This is a genomic window from Rhodococcus sp. Z13 (assembly GCF_025837095.1).
Taxonomy (GTDB): Bacteria; Actinomycetota; Actinomycetes; order Mycobacteriales; family Mycobacteriaceae; genus Rhodococcus; species Rhodococcus sacchari.
Genome location: NZ_CP107551.1, coordinates 3957114 through 3978394, shown reverse-complemented (window position 1 = coordinate 3978394; position 21281 = coordinate 3957114). Strand labels below are relative to the sequence as shown.

At 71.9% G+C, this 21281-nt stretch carries 14 protein-coding genes and 1 pseudogene; 7 read left to right on the top strand and 8 right to left on the bottom strand.

Annotation, left to right across the window (positions count from 1 at the left end; translation table 11 throughout):
* Nucleotides 1–18: 18 nt before the first annotated feature.
* Complete coding sequence (locus OED52_RS18135) at nucleotides 19–1239, top strand: glycosyltransferase family 4 protein (RefSeq protein WP_264152220.1); 1221 nt, start codon at nucleotides 19–21, stop codon at nucleotides 1237–1239.
* Here OED52_RS18135 and OED52_RS18130 read toward each other — a convergent pair.
* Nucleotides 1159–2916, bottom strand: a complete 1758-nt coding sequence (locus OED52_RS18130; RefSeq protein WP_264152219.1) for a hypothetical protein — start codon at nucleotides 2914–2916, stop codon at nucleotides 1159–1161. The genes OED52_RS18135 and OED52_RS18130 overlap by 81 nt on opposite strands.
* Before the next feature lie 163 nt (nucleotides 2917–3079).
* Between OED52_RS18130 and OED52_RS18125 the strand changes: the two genes are divergently transcribed.
* On the top strand, nucleotides 3080–4261 hold the full coding sequence (locus OED52_RS18125) for a polysaccharide biosynthesis protein (RefSeq protein ID WP_413247771.1): 1182 nt from the start codon (nucleotides 3080–3082) through the stop codon (nucleotides 4259–4261).
* 35 nt (nucleotides 4262–4296) lie between these two features.
* Here the strand turns inward: OED52_RS18125 and OED52_RS18120 are convergent, their stop codons facing one another.
* Complete coding sequence (locus OED52_RS18120; protein WP_264152218.1) at nucleotides 4297–5541, bottom strand: PorA family protein; 1245 nt, start codon at nucleotides 5539–5541, stop codon at nucleotides 4297–4299.
* Here OED52_RS18120 and OED52_RS18115 point away from each other — a divergent pair.
* Nucleotides 5540–6787: pseudogene (locus OED52_RS18115) on the top strand (acyltransferase family protein); the annotation flags it as partial. The gene OED52_RS18120 and the pseudogene OED52_RS18115 overlap by 2 nt on opposite strands.
* A gap of 23 nt (nucleotides 6788–6810) precedes the next feature.
* Here OED52_RS18115 and OED52_RS18110 read toward each other — a convergent pair.
* The 4 genes from OED52_RS18110 to OED52_RS18095 form a co-directional block, all read right to left on the bottom strand.
* The gene (locus OED52_RS18110; RefSeq protein ID WP_264152217.1) at nucleotides 6811–11115 is read right to left on the bottom strand and encodes an alpha-(1->3)-arabinofuranosyltransferase; all 4305 of its coding nucleotides are present in this window, start codon (nucleotides 11113–11115) and stop codon (nucleotides 6811–6813) included.
* Nucleotides 11096–11269: a DUF2613 domain-containing protein gene (locus tag OED52_RS18105; RefSeq protein WP_264152216.1), complete on the bottom strand. Its 174-nt coding sequence runs from the start codon at nucleotides 11267–11269 to the stop codon at nucleotides 11096–11098. Before OED52_RS18105 ends, OED52_RS18110 begins: the two co-directional genes overlap by 20 nt.
* A 120-nt stretch (nucleotides 11270–11389) precedes the next feature.
* Nucleotides 11390–12490, bottom strand: a complete 1101-nt coding sequence (locus OED52_RS18100) for an isochorismate synthase (RefSeq protein WP_264152215.1) — start codon at nucleotides 12488–12490, stop codon at nucleotides 11390–11392.
* A 45-nt stretch (nucleotides 12491–12535) separates the two neighbouring features.
* A complete protein-coding gene (locus tag OED52_RS18095) occupies nucleotides 12536–13003 on the bottom strand; it encodes a universal stress protein (RefSeq protein WP_264152214.1) in 468 nt (155 codons plus the stop codon).
* A 99-nt stretch (nucleotides 13004–13102) separates the two neighbouring features.
* On the opposite strand from OED52_RS18095, the gene OED52_RS18090 reads away from it, so the two are divergent.
* Together OED52_RS18090 and OED52_RS18085 are read left to right on the top strand one after the other, a co-directional pair.
* Complete coding sequence (locus OED52_RS18090; protein ID WP_264152213.1) at nucleotides 13103–14284, top strand: glycoside hydrolase family 3 N-terminal domain-containing protein; 1182 nt, start codon at nucleotides 13103–13105, stop codon at nucleotides 14282–14284.
* A gap of 171 nt (nucleotides 14285–14455) precedes the next feature.
* Nucleotides 14456–15064, top strand: a complete 609-nt coding sequence (locus OED52_RS18085; RefSeq protein WP_264152212.1) for a TetR/AcrR family transcriptional regulator — start codon at nucleotides 14456–14458, stop codon at nucleotides 15062–15064.
* Nucleotides 15065–15187: 123 nt separating this feature from the next.
* On the opposite strand, the gene OED52_RS18080 is transcribed toward OED52_RS18085, so the two are convergent.
* Both OED52_RS18080 and OED52_RS18075 read right to left on the bottom strand, forming a co-directional pair.
* On the bottom strand, nucleotides 15188–16051 hold the full coding sequence (locus OED52_RS18080) for a MaoC/PaaZ C-terminal domain-containing protein (RefSeq protein WP_264152211.1): 864 nt from the start codon (nucleotides 16049–16051) through the stop codon (nucleotides 15188–15190).
* The gene (locus tag OED52_RS18075) at nucleotides 16052–17398 is read right to left on the bottom strand and encodes a 3-oxoacyl-ACP reductase (protein WP_264152210.1); all 1347 of its coding nucleotides are present in this window, start codon (nucleotides 17396–17398) and stop codon (nucleotides 16052–16054) included.
* Between the two features lie 125 nt (nucleotides 17399–17523).
* Here OED52_RS18075 and OED52_RS18070 point away from each other — a divergent pair, with 125 nt between their 5' ends.
* Together OED52_RS18070 and OED52_RS18065 are read left to right on the top strand one after the other, a co-directional pair.
* Complete coding sequence (locus OED52_RS18070; protein WP_264152209.1) at nucleotides 17524–18837, top strand: acetyl-CoA C-acetyltransferase; 1314 nt, start codon at nucleotides 17524–17526, stop codon at nucleotides 18835–18837.
* 269 nt (nucleotides 18838–19106) lie between these two features.
* Nucleotides 19107–21254, top strand: a complete 2148-nt coding sequence (locus OED52_RS18065; RefSeq protein WP_264152208.1) for a VanW family protein — start codon at nucleotides 19107–19109, stop codon at nucleotides 21252–21254.
* Nucleotides 21255–21281: the final 27 nt, after the last annotated feature.

Here is a 21281-nt window from a genome sequence, read left to right as displayed (position 1 = left end):
AACACAGGGGGTCACCGCGTGCGGGAGGTTCTGCTGCTCTGCTGGCGCGACAGCGGGCACCCGCAGGGGGGTGGCAGCGAGCGGTATCTGGAACAGGTGGGGGCGCAGCTGGCGGCCCGCGGTGTCCGGGTGGTGCTGCGCACCGCCTCGTATCCGGGAGCCCCGAAACGCGACCGCATCGACGGCATCACCGTCAGCCGTGGTGGTGGCCGGCTGACCGTCTACCCGCGGGCCCTCGCGGCGATCCTCGCCGGCCGGCTCGGTTTCGGCCCGCTCGCCGGTATCCGGCCCGACGCCGTGATCGACACCCAGAACGGCATCCCCTTCTTCGCGCGGTTCGTCGCCGGCGCCCCGGTCACCGTGCTCGTGCACCACTGCCACCGCGAACAGTGGCCGGTCGCGGGGCGGGTGATGGCCAGGCTCGGCTGGTGGATCGAGTCCACGCTCTCCCCGCGGGTGCACCGCCGCAACCAGTACCTGACGGTGTCGCTGCCCTCTGCCGACGAACTCCGTGCCCTCGGCGTCGATCGTGACCGGATCGCCGTGGTGCGCAACGGGATCAACGCGATCCCCGCCGACGTGACACCCGGCGGCGACGGCACCCGCACCCCGCACCCGAGCCTGTGCGTGTTGTCGAGGCTGGTGCCGCACAAGCAGATCGAGGACGCCCTCGCCGCGGTGGCGGCCCTGCGCGACACCGTGCCGGGACTGCACCTCGACGTCATCGGCGGCGGCTGGTGGGAGCAGAACCTCCGCGACGCCGCGGCCGACCTCGGCATCGCCGACGCGGTGACCTTCCACGGCCACGTCGACGAGACGCGCAAGCACGAACTGCTCTCGCACGCATGGGTTCACGTCATGCCCTCCCGAAAGGAGGGGTGGGGTCTCGCGGTGGTGGAGGCCGCGCAGCACGGCGTCCCCACCGTCGGCTACCGCAGCTCCAAGGGGCTGACCGACTCGATCATCGACGGCGTCACCGGACTGCTCGTCGACTCCCCGGCCGAACTGACCGCCGCGATCGCCGAACTGCTCGCCGACGCCGACCGCCGCCGCCAACTCGGCGGCAAGGCGCGCATCCGCGCAGGCGAGTTCTCCTGGGAGGCAACGGGAGAAGGCGTCCACGACGTGCTCGTCGCCACCACCTTCGGGCAGGTCGTCTCAGGCCTGTTCCCGCGCGCGGGCGAACCCTCGACGGTGAACGAGCAGCTGCCCCAGTACGCCGCCGGCCGCCACAAGTAACCACACCAGGTGCGCCCCGATCGCGATCCCGTGAGGGGGTGAGCCTTCCGCGGCGGCGCCGTCCACCCGATAGAGACTCAGATCCTGGTCGCTGTAGGCGTTTTCGAGCGCGTCGAGGGTGACCTGCGCGTCGCCGAGTGCACCGGGAGTGCCGTGCTCGACGAGCACCCAGCCGATCCCGCGCGCGGCGAGTTCCGAGGCGTCCGCCCCGGCCAGCAGCAGTTCCTCGACTTCCTCGGCGCGTCGGCCCTCCCCGGCGACGGCACCACCCGCGACCACCAGCGTGCCGGTCTGCAGCACGTCGGCGCGCAGCATCCGCGGTGCCGGATCGAGCACCGGCACCGGCCCGGACCACGGGAACATCCGGAACATGCCCGCGGGCAGGACCGCGACATCCCCGTCGCCGGCGGTGACGATCCCCGCGACCTCCCGCCAGCCGTCCGGATAACGCACCGGCCCGAGCGTCCCGCCGACACCCCACGCGAGGTCGGGCAGCGCGACCAGCAGCGCCACGCTCGCCGTCGCCGCCCACACCCGTTCGGATCCCCCGACCCGGCGGGTGAGGGTCTGCACCCCGGCCGCCGCGGCCAGCGCGTAGGCGGGCACCGCCCAGGCCACCCATTTCTGGGTGTCGCGCAGCAGACCCGCCCCGGGAACGTGCACCATCGCCCATTCGCCGGCGGCGAGTCCCGGGCCGGTCGCCGCGAGCGCGACCGTCACCGTCACCGTCGCCGCGAGGACCGCCGTCGCGGCGATCACCGGGTTGCGGTGCCGCCGCCACAGCGCCGGCACACCGCACGCGACCACCCCGAGCAGCAGCAGTGTGCCGACCGCTGCCCAGGGGGTGCCGCGGGAGGCGGGCACCGCGTCGCCGTTCCAGATGCCACCGAGCCCGGCCACCGACCCCACCGTCGCGAGCAGCGGTTCGGCGCGGGCCGCGAAGGCCCGCACACCCGCCGGGTCGGCCTCGGTGCCGCCCCCGGCCAGCGCGGTCGCGACCAGCCAGGGCAGCGACACCACGACCCCGAGCGCCACCGCCGCACCCAGCCGCGGCAGCGGACGGGTCCGGCCGCCCGGCATCGCCAGCACCACCAGCACGGCGACCGTCGCCAGCAGCGCTCCCGTGGGGGTCAGGCCACCGGCCGCCAGGCTCACCGCCAGCGCCGGCCACCCACCCGGGCGGCCCCGGCGGATCGCCGTCGCCGCGCAGATCGCCCAGGGCAGCGCCGCGTACCCCGCGAGCAGACTCCAATGCCCCTGCAGCAGCCGTTCGGCGACGTAGGGATTCCAGATCGTCAGGGTCGCCGCGACCAGCCGTGCCCCCGGACCGGCCGTGGGCAGCAGCACCGCGACCAGCCGTGCCGCGCCCCAGCCCGCCCCCCACAGCGACGCGCCCAGCAGCACCGTCACCGCGAGGCATCCGTCGACGACCGTGCTCACCCACGCCAGCAACGCGTCCTGGGGCACCGCGCGGGCCGCGGCGTCGGACAGGCCGAGGGCGCCGTCGGTGAGGAACGACCGGGGCGTGCTCACCGCGTCGCGGAACAGCAGACAGCCCGGGGAGACCAGGAACGGGCCGAGGAGCACGGCCGTGAGCACCAGCGACCACACGGCCGGCACCGCGGATCGCAGAGCCCCGGGGGAGGACAGGGGGGACGACGACACCGGCCGGGGCATGGCGGCAGAATACGGCGTCGTTCGTGATGGGGGTCGTTCCGGATGGGAGGATGGGCGGATGCGCACTTCGCGACCCGCCTCGGAGGGAACCGGGCCGGGCGGATCCGGGGCGGACGACGCCAGGCCGACGCGCCGCTCGCCGACGGGGACCGCCGTCGCGGGGATGACGATGGTGACGGTCGGCGCGATGACCGCCAACCTCGCCTCCTATCTGCTGCACCTGCCCGCCGGCCGCTGGCTGGGACCCGCCGGCTACGGCGAGTTCGCCAGCCTGCTCGCCGCCCAGCTCGTCCTCGCGGTGCCCGCCCTGGCGCTGCAGACCGTCGTCGCCCGCGAGACCGTGCACGGCGCCGGCGTCGCGGTGCTGCGGCACCTCGGCTACCGCTGCGCCGCCCTCGCCTGCCTCGCGGCGGTGCTGCTCGTGCCGGTGGTGGCGTGGGCGCTCGACACGAGCGTCGCCGGGGCCTTCGGCTCCCTCGTCACCGCACCGCTGCTCGTCCTGCTCGCCGCCGAACAGGGCCTGCTGCAGGGCCGGGGACGCTTCGGGGCGCTGAGCGTCGTGCTGGCCGCCGCGGGGATCGCGAAGGTGGTGCCGGCGGTGGGGGTGCTCGCCGCCGGTGGCGGACCGGGCGCGGCCCTGTTCGCCGGGGCGATCGGCACCGGGCTGGTGGCCCTCGCCGCGGCGCTGCTCGTCGGCCGCGCCGACGGCGGTGGGGACGGACGTGTCCCCACCGCCGGGGCGGTGCTGCGCGCCTCGCAGGTGCAGCTCGCGCTCATCGCCCTCACCTCGCTCGACCTGCTGCTGGCCCGCATGATGCTCGACGCCGACTCCGCCGGCCTCTACGCGCTCGGCGCGGTGGCGACGAAGGTGGCGTTCTGGCTGCCGCAGGCCGTCGGGGTGGTGCTCTACCCGCGCATGGCCAACCCCGCGCAGTCCGCGGCGGCGGTGCGCGCGGCGCTGGCGGTGCTCGTCGCCATCGGCACCGTGCTGGTCGCCGGGGCGGCGGTGTGCGGGCCGCTGGTGCCGCTGCTCGTCGGCGACGTCTACCGCCCGGTGCAGTCGCTGCTGTGGCTGTTCGCGCTGCAGGGCGCCTGTCTCGCCGTGCTACAGGGCGCGTTGCTGTCCGCGATCGCCGGGGACCGCACGCATCTCGCGTTCGTCGCGTGGGCGGGCCTGGCCGTCGAGGCGGTCCTCATGGCCACCGTCGCGTCCACGCTGCGGCAGTTCGTCGCCGTCGCCGTCGGAGTGGCCGCGGTGACGGCCGCCGCGGTGGCGGTGCTCGCCGTGCGCGCAGCCTCGGCCGGCACCCCCACACACGACACCGCCCCCCACCGGGAACGGTGAGGGGCGGCGTGTAGGTCAGTGGACCGCTCAGCGGGTCACTGCTGGTTCGGCGGCGGCTTCCGCAGATCCGTCTTCGGGATCTCCTGCGTCGCGTCGGTGGTCCAGTCGCGCTGCTGCGCGTTCGGATCCGTCTCGGTCCGCGGGATCACCTCGGTGCGGTCGTCGGTGTAGTCGCGGCGCGTCCCCGCGGCGCCGGCGGTGCCGACGGTCGTGGTGGCCGGGCCGGACGGAGCCGGGCCGCCCGCGGCGGTCGCGGGACGACGGTTGTCGCCGCCCCCGCGCGAGCCGAGCACGAAACCGGCGATCAGCAGGATGAGACCGAGGATGCCCGCGACGATCGGCAGGGTGCGGCCGAACAGCGACAGCTGGTCCTGGCCGTCCTTGGCCTGGCCGATCTGGTACTCGATGGTCTCCTCGTCGAACGGCAGCGTCACGTTCAGGACGGTGACCTCGGGCTTGTCGGCCTGACGGGCGTAGTACTGGTCCTGCTGTTCCTGGCCCTTGATGACGACACCGGTGATCGGGTCGACCCACAGGTCGCGGATGTTGTTGTACCAGCGGGTCATCGTGACGGGCCGGTCGTCCTCACCGACACCCCAGGTGGAGGCGGGCAGGCTCAGCTTGTAGGTCGGGACCTCCGGGTCGGCCTTCGACAGGTCGACGGGGCCGATCTCCTGGTGGAAGTGGTAGACCTTCATGCCGTTGATCTCCTCCTCACCGACGAAGTCGATGGGGAAGGTGTCGCGAGCGTTGATGTCGTAGTAGGGGTACGACTCCTGCTTCACGTCGAACGGGAACTTGTACTGAAGGCCCTCACGGTTGTCGACCTCCACCGGGGGCTTGTCGGCGTTGACCTGGATCGTGCTGACACGATCCGGGTACTCCTCCGCCGAGACCGGCATGGAGGACACACGGTCGATGGTGAGGCGGTCGATGATGGCCGAGACCAGGCCGGTGTCGCCCTGCATGTCGAGGCGCCGCACGCTCTGGCCCGCCTGGAGCGTCATGATCTCGGCGTCGGAGGGCTCCTCGACCGTGACGAAACGCTGCGCGACGATCGGCACGTCGCGGTCGACCTGCGCGTTGCCGGCGAGCAGCTGGCGGGAGTTGAGGATGTCGCCCGTGCCCGTGGCGACCGTGGTCACCTCGAGGTCCAGGGGCGTCTTCTTCAGCTTCCCCACCGTGTACGTCGGTACGAGAATTCCGATCACCAAGAGGAAGGCCCCCAGGCCCACCAGAATCATTGCCAGTATCCGGCCGGAGCTCGAACGCTCAGCCATGCTCTCTCCTCACTCAACGTTGTCATCGAGTACCCCCACCGGCAGCAGGGCTGCACGGATCGCCTGGCATCCGACCCGCGAACACCACGTGAGGTCAGACACTAACAGCCCCGTATGGCAATATGCGCGCCCGCTCACCACAGTCGACGGGGTGAGTCACCTCTCCGTCCTTCGGTTCGTGGGACGTCACAGGGCACACTGGTCGGCGATGACCAGCAACACCGACCGGCTGCCGACGGCGAGCGGCTTCCTCCCGGCACTCGAGGGGATGCGCGGCTTCGCCGCCGTCGGCGTCCTCGTCACCCACGTGGCGTTCCAGACCGCGGCGGTGCAGGACCCGGTGATCGGCCGGGTGTGGGCGCGTTTCGACCTCGCCGTCGCCCTGTTCTTCGCCCTGTCGGGTTTCCTGCTGTGGCGCCCGCACGCCGCAGCGGCCCGCGGGCTCGGTCCGCGCCCGTCGACGGTGCGGTACCTGCTCTCCCGCGCGACCCGCATCCTCCCGGCCTACTGGACCGTGGTGATCCTGGTGCTGTGGCTGCTGCCCGGCGCCGGCGGCGGCGCGTCGGTGTGGTGGGCGAACCTGACGTTGGTGCAGGTCTTCGTGCCGCTCACCCTCACCGAGGGGCTGACACAGATGTGGAGCCTGTCGGTCGAGGTGGCCTTCTATCTGGTGCTGCCGCTGGTCGCGCTGGCGCTGAGCCGGTTGCGCGGGGACGCCGCCCGGTTCCGCATCCCGCTGCTGTGCGCGGCGGTCGTGCTGTCGCTGGGCTGGGCGTGGATGCCGGTGCCCACCCCGGACCACATCGCCCACACCAACTGGCTGCCCGGCTACGTGCCGTGGTTCGCAGCGGGCATGATCCTCGCCGAACTCGTCACCGTCCCCACCACGTGGGTGCACCGCCTCGCCGCGCGCCGCGTGCTCATGGGCACCATCGCGGTGGCCGCCTTCGCGCTCGCCGCGACGCCACTGGCGGGCCCGGAGACCCTCACCGACCTGAAGCCGTGGGAGTTCTGCTTCAAGACCGCCTTCGGGGCGATCATGAGCTTCGCGCTGCTCGCGCCGCTGACCCTCGCCCCGCGCACCCACCACCGGATCCTCGCGAGCCGTCCGGCGCTGACCGTCGGCCGCTGGTCCTACGGCGTGTTCATCTGGCACCTGGCGGTGCTGTCGATCGTCTTCCCGGTCTTCGGCATCCCCGCCTTCGGCGGCCACTTCTGGTTCGTGCTCGCGGTGACGATCGTGCTGAGCCTGGCCGTGGCGTCGGTGAGCTACGCGCTCGTCGAGGAACCGGCGCGGGTCGCCTTCCACCGCTGGGACGCCGCGCGGCGCGCCGCGAAGCTCGCCCGGGGCACCGCCGAGAGCCCGACCGCGACGACCCCGACCAGCGCCGCGAACTGAATCAGGGCCGAGTGCCCGACATAGCCGTCGGGGGCGCGCCACGGCCCGGTGGACAGCAACGCCGTCGCGAGCATCGTCGCGCCGCCCGCGACACCGACGAGCAGCCGTGACGTCACCGCCGCGCCGCGGCGTTCGAGCACACCCACACCGAGCGCTCCGGCGACCACCACGACGGCCCCCACCCAGCCGGTGAGCACGACCGCCGCGGCCAGCAGACCACCGAGCGCGACCGTCGCCGACCGCCAGGTGCGCGGCATCGGGCCGGGATCGGCTTCCGGATCGCGGCGCCGCGGCCACCACGCCAGCGCGAAGAGCGGCAGCAGCAACAGCAGTCCGCCGAAGATGCCGAGCCGGTACCAGCGGTCGGTCGCGAACTCGAGCGTCAGGGTCTGTTCCGGTCCGGCGGGCACGATCCAGCCCTGCTGCCAGCCGTCCACCACGACCGGGGTCGCGACGCTGCCGTCCGCGGTGCGGGCCACCCAGCCCACGTTGGTGCTCTCCGGCACCACGACCAGCCGGTCCTCGTCGCCGGCCGGGACGGTCACCTCGCGCAGGTTCTCGGTCCAGGTGCCCTTGCGCAGCTCCACGGGGTCGGTGGCGGGCACCTCGGTGCCGGGCACGGTCAGCCGCAGGCTCGACGCGACGAACGCCGCGCCGGGTTCGACGTCGACGTCCACCCGGCCCGGGTTCATGCCGACGACGTCCGTGTCGCACAGCGTCGCAGGCACTTCCACGCCCGCGGCGAGCTCGGCGACGGTCGCGGTGACGGACGTGCGGTAGGCGACGCCGTCGACGATCAGCACCGGGCCGGTCTCGCAGCCGACCGTCACCGTCTCCTCGTACACCGAACCCTGTGCGCCGACCGGGCCGTCGTCGGTGAGGACCGTGACCTCCGCGAGGCCGGGCGGGGTGAGCTTGGAGAAGCCGAGCACGGTGCGGTCGAGGGTGTCGCGCCAGCCCACCACCGTCAGCTCGACCCGGTCGGTGACGTGCGGCGACAGTTCGACGCGGCCGTCCTCACCGATCTCGCGCACCTGCGGGCCGTTGCCGAGGTTCACTGCGACCCGCGTCGGCGCGACCGGCAGGTCCCCGACCGAGGTGGCGACGTCGAGACCGGTCACCCGTTCCTCGGCGGGCAGTTCGAGGGTGACGGACGGGCGCGGCGCCCCGGCTTCGACCGAGCTCTCCTCGGCGGTCCAGGAGGTGCGCGGATCCCCGTCGGTCAGCGCGAACGCCGAACCCTGCAGGTCCACGACGTCGGCGCCGCCGCGCGCGACCACCCGGTCGGACCGGTCGACGAGGTCCTCGAGGGCGGGGCCGGGGCGGGCCCGCACCCGCAGGTCGGGTTCGACCCAGGTCTCCGCCGGCACGGTGAGGGTGCGGGTGAACGTGTCGGGTTCCTCTGCGGAGGTCGCCAGGCCCCGCGCGCAACGCACCCGGTCCTCGGTGTCGATGCAGCCGCCGCGACCGGGGAACTCCTGCCCCAGTTCCCAGCCGAGCACCGTCGCGTCCTCGGGCGGGCCGGGGACGACGATGCGGCGGCGGATGTCGAGTAGGTGCGGGGCGTCCGGGTCGGTGAAGTCCTCCACCGACAGTTCGGTGATGCCGAACTGACTGCCGACCGTGCCGCGTTCGGTGTGGACCGAGGTGATGCGGATCCACGACGTCTCGCCCAGCGGCAGCGCCACGGTCTGTTCGCGACCCGGCTTGTCGATGCGCACCGCGGTGCTGCCGCGTTCGGTGGTCACCTCGAGCCACTTGACGGGATCGCCGAGCGCCCCGGAGCTCGTCGTCAGGCGCAGCAGACCTGTCGTGATCGGTTCGTCGAGGTCGAGCTGCAGCCATTGGCCGATGCCGGATTCGAGGCCGTTGCTGTGCCAGCCGGTGGTGGGGTCGCCGTCGACCACCGCGGCCGGGCCGCTCGCCACGGAGGTGCCGCCGAGCTGCGTCGCGTCGGAGGCGGAGCTGGACACGCTGATGCGGGCACCCTCCCATTCGGCGCGCACGAGTTCGGTGTCGGGCACCGGATAGTCGGGCACCGCGTTGTGGGTGCGGCGTGGGTCGTCGGCGGCGCGGATCGCGGAGGAATGGTGGTCGACCTGCCCGTAGTCGGTCTCCCGGTCGGTGGGGGTGTCGGTGATCGTCACCGCGTCGACGGGGATCCCGGCCCGCCGGGCGTCGGCGGCGAGCAGGGTTGGGCCGACGAACTCGGGGTCGGCGGTGTTGCGGCGCAGCAGCGACTCGGGGCCGCCCTGCACGACCGGCACGTCCCCGAGGTCCACCGCGTACGGGCCGAAGGGCGCGGCGGCGGGGTCGGTGACGCGGTAGATCTCCACGGCCGGATAGGCGGGCCGCAGGTCGGCGTCGGTGACGAAGTCCTCGGGGTTCTCGAGCACGATGTCGTCGCCGAACTCCGCGACCTTCGCGATGCCGGGGGAACCCTCGAGGGCGCGGTGCACGAGGGCGGGCCGGGCACCGGGGGAGGTGTCGGGGTCGAGGTCGTTGCGCACCACCAGGAAACCGATGCCCTGACCGCGCAGGGTCGCGGCCAGACCGTCGGAGGGACGCCCGTCGGCGATCTCGCGTTGCACCGCGTCCAGGGCGCGGATCGCGCCGGGCGGCACCAGCGGCACCGCGTCGCGGCTCGCCCACGGCGTCGACGCCAGGGCCTGCAGCGGCTCGTCGCGGGTCAGCCCCCAGATCTGGCTGCCGAAGGGCGCCCCGGGCACGACGAGGGCGCGCTGCCCACGGTCGTCGGTGTTGTCCTCGAGCCATTCGGCGGCGGCGTGCCAGTAGCCGGGCACCTCGTCGTAGGCGCCGCGCGGCGCGAGTCTGCCGGTCCACGCCAGGGACGTCGCGAGGGTCAGGGCGACGAGGATCAGCGTCGTCACCGGCACCATCGGATTGCGTTCGGGGTGCGCGAAGGCGCTGCGGGCCCGGGCCCACGGCACCGACCCCGGCAGCGGCACCGCGCGCAGCAGGTGCGCGAGGCCCAGCACCAGCGGCAGCCGCACCAGCGGTTCGAGCTTGTGGACGTTGCGCAGCGGCGCACCGGTGGTGTCGAGGAACAGGCGTACCTGCTCGGCCCACGGCGAGTCGAGCTGGCCGACGTAGCCGGCGCCCATGCCGACGAGACCGACGAACAGGATCAGGGTGAGTCGGCCGCGGGCGGGCATCGACCGCATCGCCAGCCCGGCGAGACCCGCGGCGGCGAGCGCCCCGGTGACGAGCACGGCGGCCGGCTGGGTGACGAGCACGGCCCCGGCGATGCGTTCGGGGGAGACGAAGGGGGTCCAGCTGCTGGTGCCGCGCAGCACCTCCGTCAGGGACGTCCACTCGGTGGTGACCCCCGACGATTCGATGTAGTCGAGGAAGGGTGGGCTGACGCGGCCGAGCAGCAGCAGCGGCACCATCCACCAGGTGACCGCGACGAGGCACAGCGGCAGCCACCAGAGGGTGAACCGCCACCAGCGGCGGTTGGGGCGGTGCGCGGCCCACCACAGTCCGGCGACGAGGCAGGCGGCGGCCGTGGCCACGGCGTTGATCGCGCCCATGAGCGCCACCGCCGCGGCGGACTGTGCGGCGAGCCGGCGATGCGAGGGTGGATCCGGGTCGGCGAACCAGCGGACGAGGGGGATGAGCACCCAGGGGGCGAGCATCATCGGGTGCGCCTCGGACGAGATCGATCCGAGGGTCGTCAGCACCCGGGGCGCCAGCACGAACGCGGTCGCGGCGATGACCCGGGAGCTGCGGCTGCCGACGCCCAGGGCCTCGGCGAGCCGCACGATGCCCCAGAACCCGGCGACGAGCAGCAGTACCCACCACACGCGCTGCGTGATCCACGGGGGGATGTGCAGGAGCTGCCCCAAGGCGAAGAACGAGCCGTGGGGGAAGAAGTAGCCGTACGCCTGGTTCTGCACCTGCCCGAGCGGCGCCACACTGCTCCACTGGTGGGCGGCGCGAGTGAGGAAGCCGATCGGGTTCTGCGTCAGGTCGTACTTGGTGTCGGCGACGACCAGGCCGGGGACCTGGACGAACGACAACACGACCGCGACGGCGGTGACCACGAGCAGCCACCGGCGCGGCAGTGCCTCGGCGGACGGGAGCTCCGTGCCGCCTCGGGACGTGCGTGAACTCGAAGCGTTGCCGGCGCCGTCAGCGGCTGCCGTACTCAACCTGGTTCAGGAGGGACGAATCGGCGTTGCCACTGCGATCGATCTCGGGTCGCTGGTTGTCCTGCACGGCGGCCGTCACCCCGAACACCGCCACGGCACCGATCACGGCACCGGCAACCACGCTACCCAGGCCCGGTCCCAGGAACTTCCCCATTCCGTCTCCCCATCCATCGGTGACGCGGCGGTACCACCGGGCGTCACGTTGTCGTTTCGGTTCCGCGCCAAACTATCACCCGACCTGCCCTCCCGGGCGGGGCCGTGTCCCCGACACGGATCAACCGGCGTCCGGGGCGGTCTCCACCCCCAGCGCCCCCAGCAGGGTACGCAGTTTCGCGGTGGTCTCGTCGAGTTCGGCCACCGGATCGGAATCGGCGACGATGCCGCCTCCGGCCCAGGCCACGGCCCGCCGGCAGTCCGAGCTCAGCTCGGCGCAACGGATCGCGACGATCCAGTCGCCGTCGCCCTCGGCGTCGCACCAGCCCACCGTGCCCCCGAAGAAGCGGCGGTCCTCCTCGAACCGGGAGATGAGGTCCAGCGCGGCCTCCCGCGGGGTGCCCGCCAGCGCCGGGGTGGGGTGCAGGGTCCACGCCAGGGTCAGCGCGTCGATCCCGTCGCGCAGGGTGCCGGTGATCGGGCTGGCCAGATGCCACACGTCGGGGGTCGCGACCAGCTCCGGGGTCCCGGGCACGTCGAGTTCGCTGCACAGCGGCGCCAGGCGGGAACGGATCCAGTCGACGACGTATCCGTGCTCGGCGAGGTTCTTGGCCGATGCCAGCAGTTCCTCCCCGGCGCGGCGGTCCTCCTCCGGATCGGCACGGCGCGCGGCGGTCCCGGCGAGCGGCCGGCAGGTGACGGTGCTGCCGCGGCGGCTGACGAGCAGTTCCGGGCTCGCCCCGACGAGGCTGTGCCCCCAGAAGCGTTCCCCCGCAGCGCTGAGATCCAGTGCGAAGGTGGCGGCGTCGGGATGACGTTCGATCATGCGGGCGGCGAGGGCGAGGGGATCGAGGGGTTCGTCGGCCTCCAGCACGACCCGCCGCGCCGCGACGACCTTCTTCGTCTCCCCGAAGGACAGCCGGTCGACGAGGCGCCGTACCCGCTCGACGTGCACGCGGGGCAGCGGCACCTCCGCGGAGATCCGCACGGCGGGCAGCTCGCCCGGATCCTCCGGTCCTTGCCACGGGCCGTCGGTGACGTCGACCTCCTCGGGTTGCGCGAGGACCACCGGACGGTGCGGGGAGAACGGCAGCGCACCGACCACGAGGGTCGCCTCCCCGCGGCGCAGTGCCTGCGATGCGGAGGGGACGTCGTCGAAGAACCGGCGCGTGCCGGTGGCGTGCACGGTGCGATCGGCGCGCGAGAGCAGGAATCCGTCCATGGTGGATCGACAATATCCCCGCGCCCGCTGTGACCCGGTCCGAGCCTAGCGGCCCGGCGGCACGATGAGCACCGGACGGTGACTGTGGCGGAGCACGTGGTCGGCCACCGAGGACTGCAGCAGCGACCGCAGTCCCGTGGTGCCGCGGGTGCCTGTGACGATGATGTCGACGTCCAGTTCGTCGGCGGCCTCGACGATCGCCGACCACACTGCGTTGACCACCTCGACGGTGCGGCCCTCGGCGTGCAGCCCCACCGACCGGGCGAGTTCGAGGCCTTCGTCGTTGGTGACCCGGGCGTCGGACAGGGCGACGTCCTCGCTGTCCTCGTCGGGCACCCACTCGGGTTGCATGACCCCCGACAGCCCCGACATCCGGGCGGCCTGGCGGACCATCGGTTCCCAGGCGGTGACGACGACCGCGCGGCACGATTCGAGGAAGCGGCCGGCGTATCGCACAGCGCGCTGGGAGTTCTCGGAACCGTCGTAGGCGATGAGGATCAGATCTGCGCCCACCGCGTACCCCCTGGCTCGGATTCGGATGCTCGGGTGCACCTTAACCTGCCGGGACGTCCACCGTGGGTGTTCCGGGGGACAGTCCGCTACCGTCGGATCATGCGGATCCGTCACACCCTCGCCGCCGTGCTCGCCGCCGCCCTCGCCGCGGCGGGATGCGGGTCCTCCGACACCGCCGAACCGGAGCAGCCGACGCCCGCGGTCTCCGCGACGACCGACACCACCACCCCCGCGACCGCCACCACCACCAGCGACGCCGTGGCCACCACGACGTCGGCGACCTGCGGCGACGATCTGCTTGCCCGGCTGACGCTGCGGCAGAAGCTCGCCCAGCTGCTCAACGTCGGGGTCACCGGCGCCGAGGACGCCCGGGCGATCGTGGCGTCCGAGCAGATCGGCGGCATCTTCATCGGCAGCTGGACCGACGTCTCGATGCTCACCGACGGGCTGATCCCGCAGGTCGCCGCGCAGAGCCCGCTGCCGCTGATGGTCACCATCGACGAGGAGGGCGGCCGGGTCTCCCGGGTCGGGCAGCTGTTCGGTCCCGATCCCTCGGCGCGGGTCGTCGCGGAGACGATGACCGTCGAGGAGACCTACCGCATGGCCCTCGAGCGCGGACAGGAACTGAAGTCGCTGGGCATCACCGTCGACTTCGCCCCGGACGTCGACGTCAGTTCGCAGCCGGACGATTCGGTCATCGGCGACCGGTCGTTCTCTTCCGATCCCGAGATCGTCACGCAGTACGCCGGTGCCTACGCGCGCGGCCTGCTCGACGCCGGAATCATGCCGGTGCTCAAGCACTTTCCGGGCCACGGCTCGGCGTCGGGCGACTCCCACACCGGGGCGGTGACCACGCCGCCGCTCGAGCAGCTGCAGCAGATCGACCTCGTGCCCTACCGCAGTCTCGTCTCGCCGGAGGTCGCGGTGATGCTCGGTCACCTCGACGTGCCGGGCCTGACCGACGGCGTGCCGGCGAGCATCAGCCCGCAGGCCGTCGACCTGCTGCGGTCCGGTGCCTACGGCGGCCCGCCCTTCGACGGCGTGATCTTCACCGACGACCTGTCCGGGATGCGCGCGATCAGTGACACCTACGGGATCGCCGAGGCCGTGGAGGCCGCGCTCGTCGCCGGGGTGAACCAGGCGTTGTGGCTGACCACAACGGAGGTGCCGGCCGTGTTGGACCATCTCGAGCAGGTCGTGGCCGACGGGACACTGCCGGTGCAGCGGGTGGACGAGGCGGTACGCACGGTGACCCGCGCGAAGGGCGCCCTGGACTGCTGAATCGCCCGGCTCGCCCGGTCGTAGGCGGCCGAACTGCCCGGGCCGCCCGATCGGGGGCGGCCGAATTGCCCGGGCCGCCCGATCGGGGGCGGCCGAATTGCTCGGCCTGACGCGCCGGGAACCTCACCTACCGTAGAGTAAGCACTCGATTCGAGAGTGCTGGGAGGAGCAATGGCGGGCGGGACCAAGCGTTTGCCGCGTGCGGTGCGCGAGCAACAGATGCTGGACGCCGCCGTGGAGGTGTTCTCGGAGAACGGCTTCCACAACACGTCCATGGATGCGATCGCAGCGCGGGCGTCGATCTCCAAGCCGATGCTCTATCTGTACTACGGCTCGAAGGACGAACTGTTCGCCGCGTGCATCGCCCGCGAGGGGCAGCGGTTCGTCGAGGCGCTCACCCCGGCCGGTGATCCGACCCTCTCGCCGCGCGAGCAGCTGCGGGTCGCGCTCGAGTCGTTCCTCGGCTTCGTCGACGAGCACCGCCCGTCGTGGATGGTGCTCTACCGGCAAGCGTTGTCGCAGCAGGCTTTTGCACCGCAGGTGCAGAGCAGCCGGGACCGGCTCATCGAACTCACCGCCCAGCTGCTCGAGTCGAGCACCCGCGACCCGGAGCCGGGCACCGACTTCACCATCATGGCCGTCGCGCTCGTCGGCGCCGGTGAGGCCGTCGCCGACCGTATCGCCGGCGGGGAGATCGACGTGCAGAAGGCGGCGGATCTGCTCGAGAACCTCGCCTGGCGCGGTCTCGCCGGTCGGAAGCGGTCCGACCACCCGAACTGATCCGCGCTTCCCGCAACGGATTCGGTCCCGTACACGGGTTCGGGCGGGGTGGAACGCCCCCATCGCGTCCCACCCCGCCCCGAAGTCTTCGTGGTCGTTGCTGCGCGCGTGGTGCGCCGATCGTTACTGCGTGCGCAGCGTGGCCGTCAGATGCGGGTAGAGCTTCTTCGGATGCCGCAGCGCCAGATCCCAGCCGTCCGCGACGTGCTGCGCGTACAGGTTCAGCGACGACGGCAGCAGCACCGGCTTGCCGAAACGGACCGAGTAGGTGGCCTTCTCGGGGATTCGTCCCTCCACCGCCGACAGCGTCGCCGCGGCGCTCCACATGCCGTGGGCGATGGTCTTCGGGAATCCGAACGCCTTGGCGCCCAGGCTCGACACGTGGATCGGGTTGCGGTCGCCGGAGACCGCCGCGTAGCGGTCGATGACCTTCTGGTCCACCCGCAGCGTGGTGGTGGGGACCGGCGGGATCTCCTCCTCCTTCGGCTCGGGCTTCGGCTGCCCCGACAGCGAGGTGCGCTGCTGGTGCAGGAAGGTCGACGTCTGCCGCCACACGAGCTCGCGACCCACCTTGATCTCGCTGACGAGATCGACGAGCAGGCCTTTGCGGTGCTCGCGCATGTTCTCGGCGTGCACCGCGAGGTCGAGCGGTTCGGTGACCGAGATCGGCCGGAACCGTTCGATCACGTTCTCGGCGTGCACCGAACCGACGGCGGCGAACGGGAAGTCCCGTCCCACCATCAGTTTCATCACGATCGGGAAGGTGAGCACGAACGGGTAGGTCAGCGGCAGGGTGTCACCGAACCGCAGCCCGCACACCTTGGTGTACTCGGCGAGGTTGTCCGGATCGACCTTCAACGACCGCAGTTCCAGCACGTCCTCGGGCAGTCGATCCCCCGAGGCACCCACGACGGGCAACGCCCCCAGCACGGCCCGGCTGTAGATGTCGAGGGTCGACGGCAAGGAGGGCAGTTCGATGCGTGCCATCTATGCCCCCAGCATGGACTGGCCGCACACGCGCACGACCTGCCCGGTCACGGCGCTCGACGCCGGGTTGGCGAACCACGCGATGGTCTCGGCGACGTCGACGGTCTCGCCGCCCTGCTGCAGCGAGCTCATCAGGCGGCCGGCCTCGCGGGTGGCGAGCGGGATCGCAGCGGTCATCGCGGTCTCGATGAAACCGGGTGCGACGGCGTTGACGGTGATCTTCTTCTCGGCGAGCACCGGTGCGGTGGCCTGCACGAGACCGATGACACCGGCCTTCGAGGCTCCGTAGTTGGTCTGGCCGCGGTTGCCGGCGATACCGGCGATCGACGACACGTCGATGACGCGGCCACCCTCCTTGAGGGCACCCTTCTCGACGAGGACCTCGGTGATCTTCTGCGGGGCGACGAGGTTGACCGCGATCACCGAGTTCCACCGGGCGGCGTCCATGTTCACCAGCAGCTTGTCGCGGGTGATCCCGGCGTTGTGGACGATGATGTCGGCGCCGCCGTGCCGCTCGAGCAGGTGCTCGGCGAGCTTGTCGCCGGCGTCGGCGGCGCTCACGTCGAGGGTGAAGGCGGTGCCCTTGACCTTGTTGGCGGTCTGCGTCAGCGCGTCGCCGGCGGCCGGGATGTCGACGGCGACGATCGTCGCACCGTCGCGGGCGAGCACCTCGGCGATGGTCGCGCCGATGCCGCGCGCGGCACCGGTGACCACGGCGACCTTGCCGTCGAGCGGCTTGTCCCAGGAGGCGGGGGCCTTCGCCTCGTCCTCACCGATGCGGATGACCTGCGCGTCGACGAAGGCCGACTTCGCCGAGAGCAGGAAGCGCAGCGTCGACTCGGCGCCGGACAAGCCGGTGGGGGCCTTGGGGGAGACGTAGACGAGCTGGACGGTCGCGCCGCGGCGCAACTCCTTGCCGAGGCTGCGGGTGAAGCCCTCGAGGGCCCGCTGGGCGATGCGCTCGTCGACGGAGGCCGCCTCCTCGGGGGTGGTGCCGAGAACGACGACGCGACCGGAGGGCAGCAGGTTGCGCACGGTGGGCTGGAAGAACGTGAACAGCTGTTCCAGGCCCGCGGCGTCGGTGATGCCGGTAGCGTCGAACACGAGGGCACCGAAGGACGTGTCGGACGGCTCGGCGAACGTGTAGTCGCTCAGCAGGGTGCGGATCGGCTCGACGAGGCGGCCGCTTCCTCCCAGCAGCACCGGACCGGGGAGCGGCGGCTCACCCGGCTGGTAGCGGCGCAGCGTCTCGGGCTTGGGCAGACCGAACTGCTTGGCGAGGAATGCCCCGGGTGCGGACGAGATGAGCTGGGCGTAGAGCTTGGGAGCGCCCTTGGCTTCGGCCACGGTTCCACCTTCTTCGATTCGGTCGTCGGTGCAGAGTTCGTCAACAGGCGTGTTCGACAACAAACTTACCCGTGAGTAAGAATAGTAGCCAGAACTCGAATCCGTCCGAAAACCGGGAGACGCCAGTGACTACCGAAGCCCGTTCCTCGAAGCAGCGCCGTGTCGCCGTCCTCGGCGGCAACCGGATCCCCTTCGCTCGCTCCGACCGCAAGTACGCCCGCGCGTCGAACCAGGACATGTTCACCGCGGCTCTCGACGGCCTCGTCGGACGGTTCAACCTGCAGGGCGAGCAGCTCGGTGCCGTGGTCGGCGGTGCCGTCCTCAAGCACAGCCGCGACTTCAACCTCATCCGCGAGTGCGTGCTCGGCAGCGCCCTGAGCCCCTACACCCCGGCCTGGGACCTGCAGCAGGCCTGCGGCACCGGCCTGCAGTCGATCATCGCCGTGGGCGACGCCATCGCCGCCGGCCGCATCGAGGCCGGTATCGGCGGTGGCGTGGACACCACCTCCGACGCGCCGATCGCCGTGAACAACCAGCTGCGCGAGTTCCTGCTGTCGCTCAACCGCGCCCGCACCACCGCCGACCGCGTCAAGCTGCTCGGCAACGTGCGCCCGTCGATGCTCGGCATCGAGATCCCGCGCAACGGTGAGCCGCGCACCGGCCTGTCCATGGGTGAGCACGCCGCGATCACCGCCAAGGAATTCGGCATCTCCCGCGAGGAGCAGGACGAGCTGGCCGCCGCGAGCCACCGCAACATGGCCGCCGCCTACGACCGCGGTTTCTTCGACGACCTCGTCACGCCGTTCCTCGGCCTGACCCGCGACGACAACCTGCGCCCCGACTCGTCCGTCGAGAAGCTCGCCAAGCTCGAGCCGGTCTTCGGCACCAAGCTCGGCGACGCCACCATGACCGCCGGCAACTCGACCCCGCTCACCGACGGCGCCTCCGTCGCGCTGCTCGCCAGCGAGGAGTGGGCCGCCGAGCGCAAGCTGCCCGTGCTCGCCTACCTCGTCGACTCCGAGACCGCGGCGGTCGACTATGTCCACGGCGGCGACGGTCTGCTCATGGCCCCCACCTACGCCATCCCGCGTCTGCTCAAGCGCAACGGCCTGACCCTGCAGGACTTCGACTTCTACGAGATCCACGAGGCGTTCGCGTCGGTCGTGCTCGCGACGCTGCAGGCGTTCGAGTCGGAGGAGTACTGCAAGGGCAAGCTCGGCCTCGACGCGCCGCTCGGCTCGATCGACCGCAGCAAGCTCAACGTCAACGGCTCGTCGCTCGCGGCCGGTCACCCGTTCGCCGCGACCGGCGGCCGCATCGTCGCCTCGCTCGCGAAGATGCTGCACGAGAAGAAGCAGGAGACCGGTAAGCCCGTCCGCGGCCTGATCTCGATCTGCGCCGCCGGTGGCCAGGGCGTGACCGCGATCCTCGAGGCCTGATCGGCTTCTCGCCGTCTCCCCGGAGATGGTTGAGAATAAAAATTCCGTGCGGTGTGTAACGCTCCGCCACGGACAGCGATGAACCATGTGACCCCGCGCTGCTGCCTGACCCCCGACCTGGTAGCAACGCGGGGTCTTCGCGTTCCCGGCGCAGTCCGTTCCCGGCACAGCCCGTTCCCGGCACAGCCCGTTCCCGCTAGGGCAACTAGGCTGGAGCGAGGTAGTCCGGCGCGCGGAACCCAGGCGCGCCGCAGTCGGGAAGGGACAGTGTGAGCGGCAGCAACGGGACCGAGGACCCGGATCGGGGCGACGAGACGCCGCCGGTCGAGCCCGAGACGCAGCCCGTTCCCGAGCGGGAGGTCTCCGAAGCCGACCGTGAACCCGCACCCGAGGCCGAGACGCCGCAGGAGGAGGACGTCCCGCCTTGGGAGGCCCCCACCGCCGTCATCCCGGTTGCCTCCGGCGCACAGACCGACTCGGTCGTCTCCGGTGCACAGACCGACTCGGTCGTCTCCGGTGCACAGACCGATCCGGGAGGCACCGATCTGCCGCCCCCGGCCTCCCCGCCTCCGGGTGGCGACGAACCGTACGGTGGGGACTCCGGTGACTCCGGCCCGAATCTGCCCAGGCGCGCGATCGCCCTGGTCGTCGGGGGTGTCGTCGCGCTGCTCGCCGTCCTCTATGTCGCCGACCTCGCCACCTCGTCCGGCAAGGTGCCGCGCGGCACGACCGTGGCCGGCATCGAGATCGGCGGCATGTCCCTCGACGCCGCCGAGGCCACCCTCATCGAGGACCTCACCCCGCGCCTGACCGCCCCGGTCACCGTCACCGCGGGCGACACCGGTGGGCAGATCGTGCCCGCCGAGGCGGGCATCGGCATCGACTGGCCCGCGACCCTCGACCGTGTCGGTTCCCAGCCCCTCAATCCCTTCACGCGACTGGCGTCGTTCTTCCGCACCGACGAGATCGGTGTGGTCTCCACCCGTGACGAACCGCTCCTCACCGCGGCCGTCGAGAAGGTGACCGCCTCGGCCGCCCACGAACCCCGTGAGGGCAACATCGTCTTCGAGGACGGTCAGCCCGTCCCGATCACCCCGCAGTCCGGCCAGCAGGTCGACACCGCCGACGCGAGCGACGTGTTCGCCGAGCGCTGGCTCTACGGCGACGTGGCGCTGCCCGTCGAGAGCGTCGACGTCACAGTCACCCGGGAAGGACTCGACCGGGCCCTCGCCGAGATCGCGGTCCCGGCCGTCGCCCAGGACCTGACGGTGCAGGGACGCGAGGGTGTCACCGGTGTGCTGCCCCGCAACGACATCGGTGCGGTGCTGTCGTTCGTGCCCGACGGCTCCGGCGGCCTGCAGCCGCAGTACGACACGGAGGCCGCGACCGGCATCCTCGCGCCGCAGCTCGCCCCGTCCGAGACCGAACCGAAGGACGCGCGGATCGTCCTCGAGGGCGGCCGTCCGTCGGTCGTGCCCAGCGAGACCGGTGAACTCGTCGACTGGCCCGTCACCCTCGAGAAGCTGCCCGACCTGCTGAAACAGGAGGGTGAGCGCCGCGTCGAGGCCGTCTACCGCGAGGCCGAACCGGAGCTGACCACCGAGGGCGCCGAGAAGCTCGGTATCCGCGAGGTGATCGGCGAGTTCACCACCAGCGGCTTCGAGTACGCCTCCGGCGTCAACATCCGGTTGGCCGCAGAGGAGATCGACGGTGCCATCGTGGAGCCCGGCGAGACCTTCTCGTTCAACGACTACACGGGTCCGCGTGGCGCCGCGCAGGGCTACATCGAGTCCGGGATCATCGAGTCCGGCCGGCCCGGGCGGGCCGTGGGCGGCGGCATCAGCCAGCTCGCGACGACCCTTTACAACGCGACGTACTTCGCCGGTATGGAGGATGTCGAGCACACCGAGCACAGCTACTACATCTCGCGTTATCCGGCGGCGCGTGAGGCCACCATCTTCGACGGTGCGATCGACCTGAAGTTCCGCAACCCGTTCGACACCGGCGTGATGATCCAGACGATCGGCACCAGCTCCGATATCACCGTGCGGATCTGGGGCACCAAGACCGTCGACGTGCAGTCGGTCACCGGCAACCGCACGAACTACACCTCGCCCAACACGATCACGCTGCCCGCCGGGTCCGGCTGCGTTCCCTCGGGCGGCGCGCAGGGCTTCACAGTCACCGACACCCGTATCGTCACCGACGCGCAGACCGGGGCGCAGATCTCGAACACCACGCGGACGGTGCGCTACGACCCGGTGCCCGTCGTCCGGTGCGTCAGCCCGGAACCGGCACCGCGCAACGCCCCGGCGCCCGCCGAGGACTCGGATGCGGGTGAGGCCGGCACCGACGCCCCCGCTGCGGAGACACCGGCCGAGGAACCGGCACCGGGCGGGGCCGACGAGGAGGAGTGACTTCGGGGATCTCGCCGTCGAGGATGC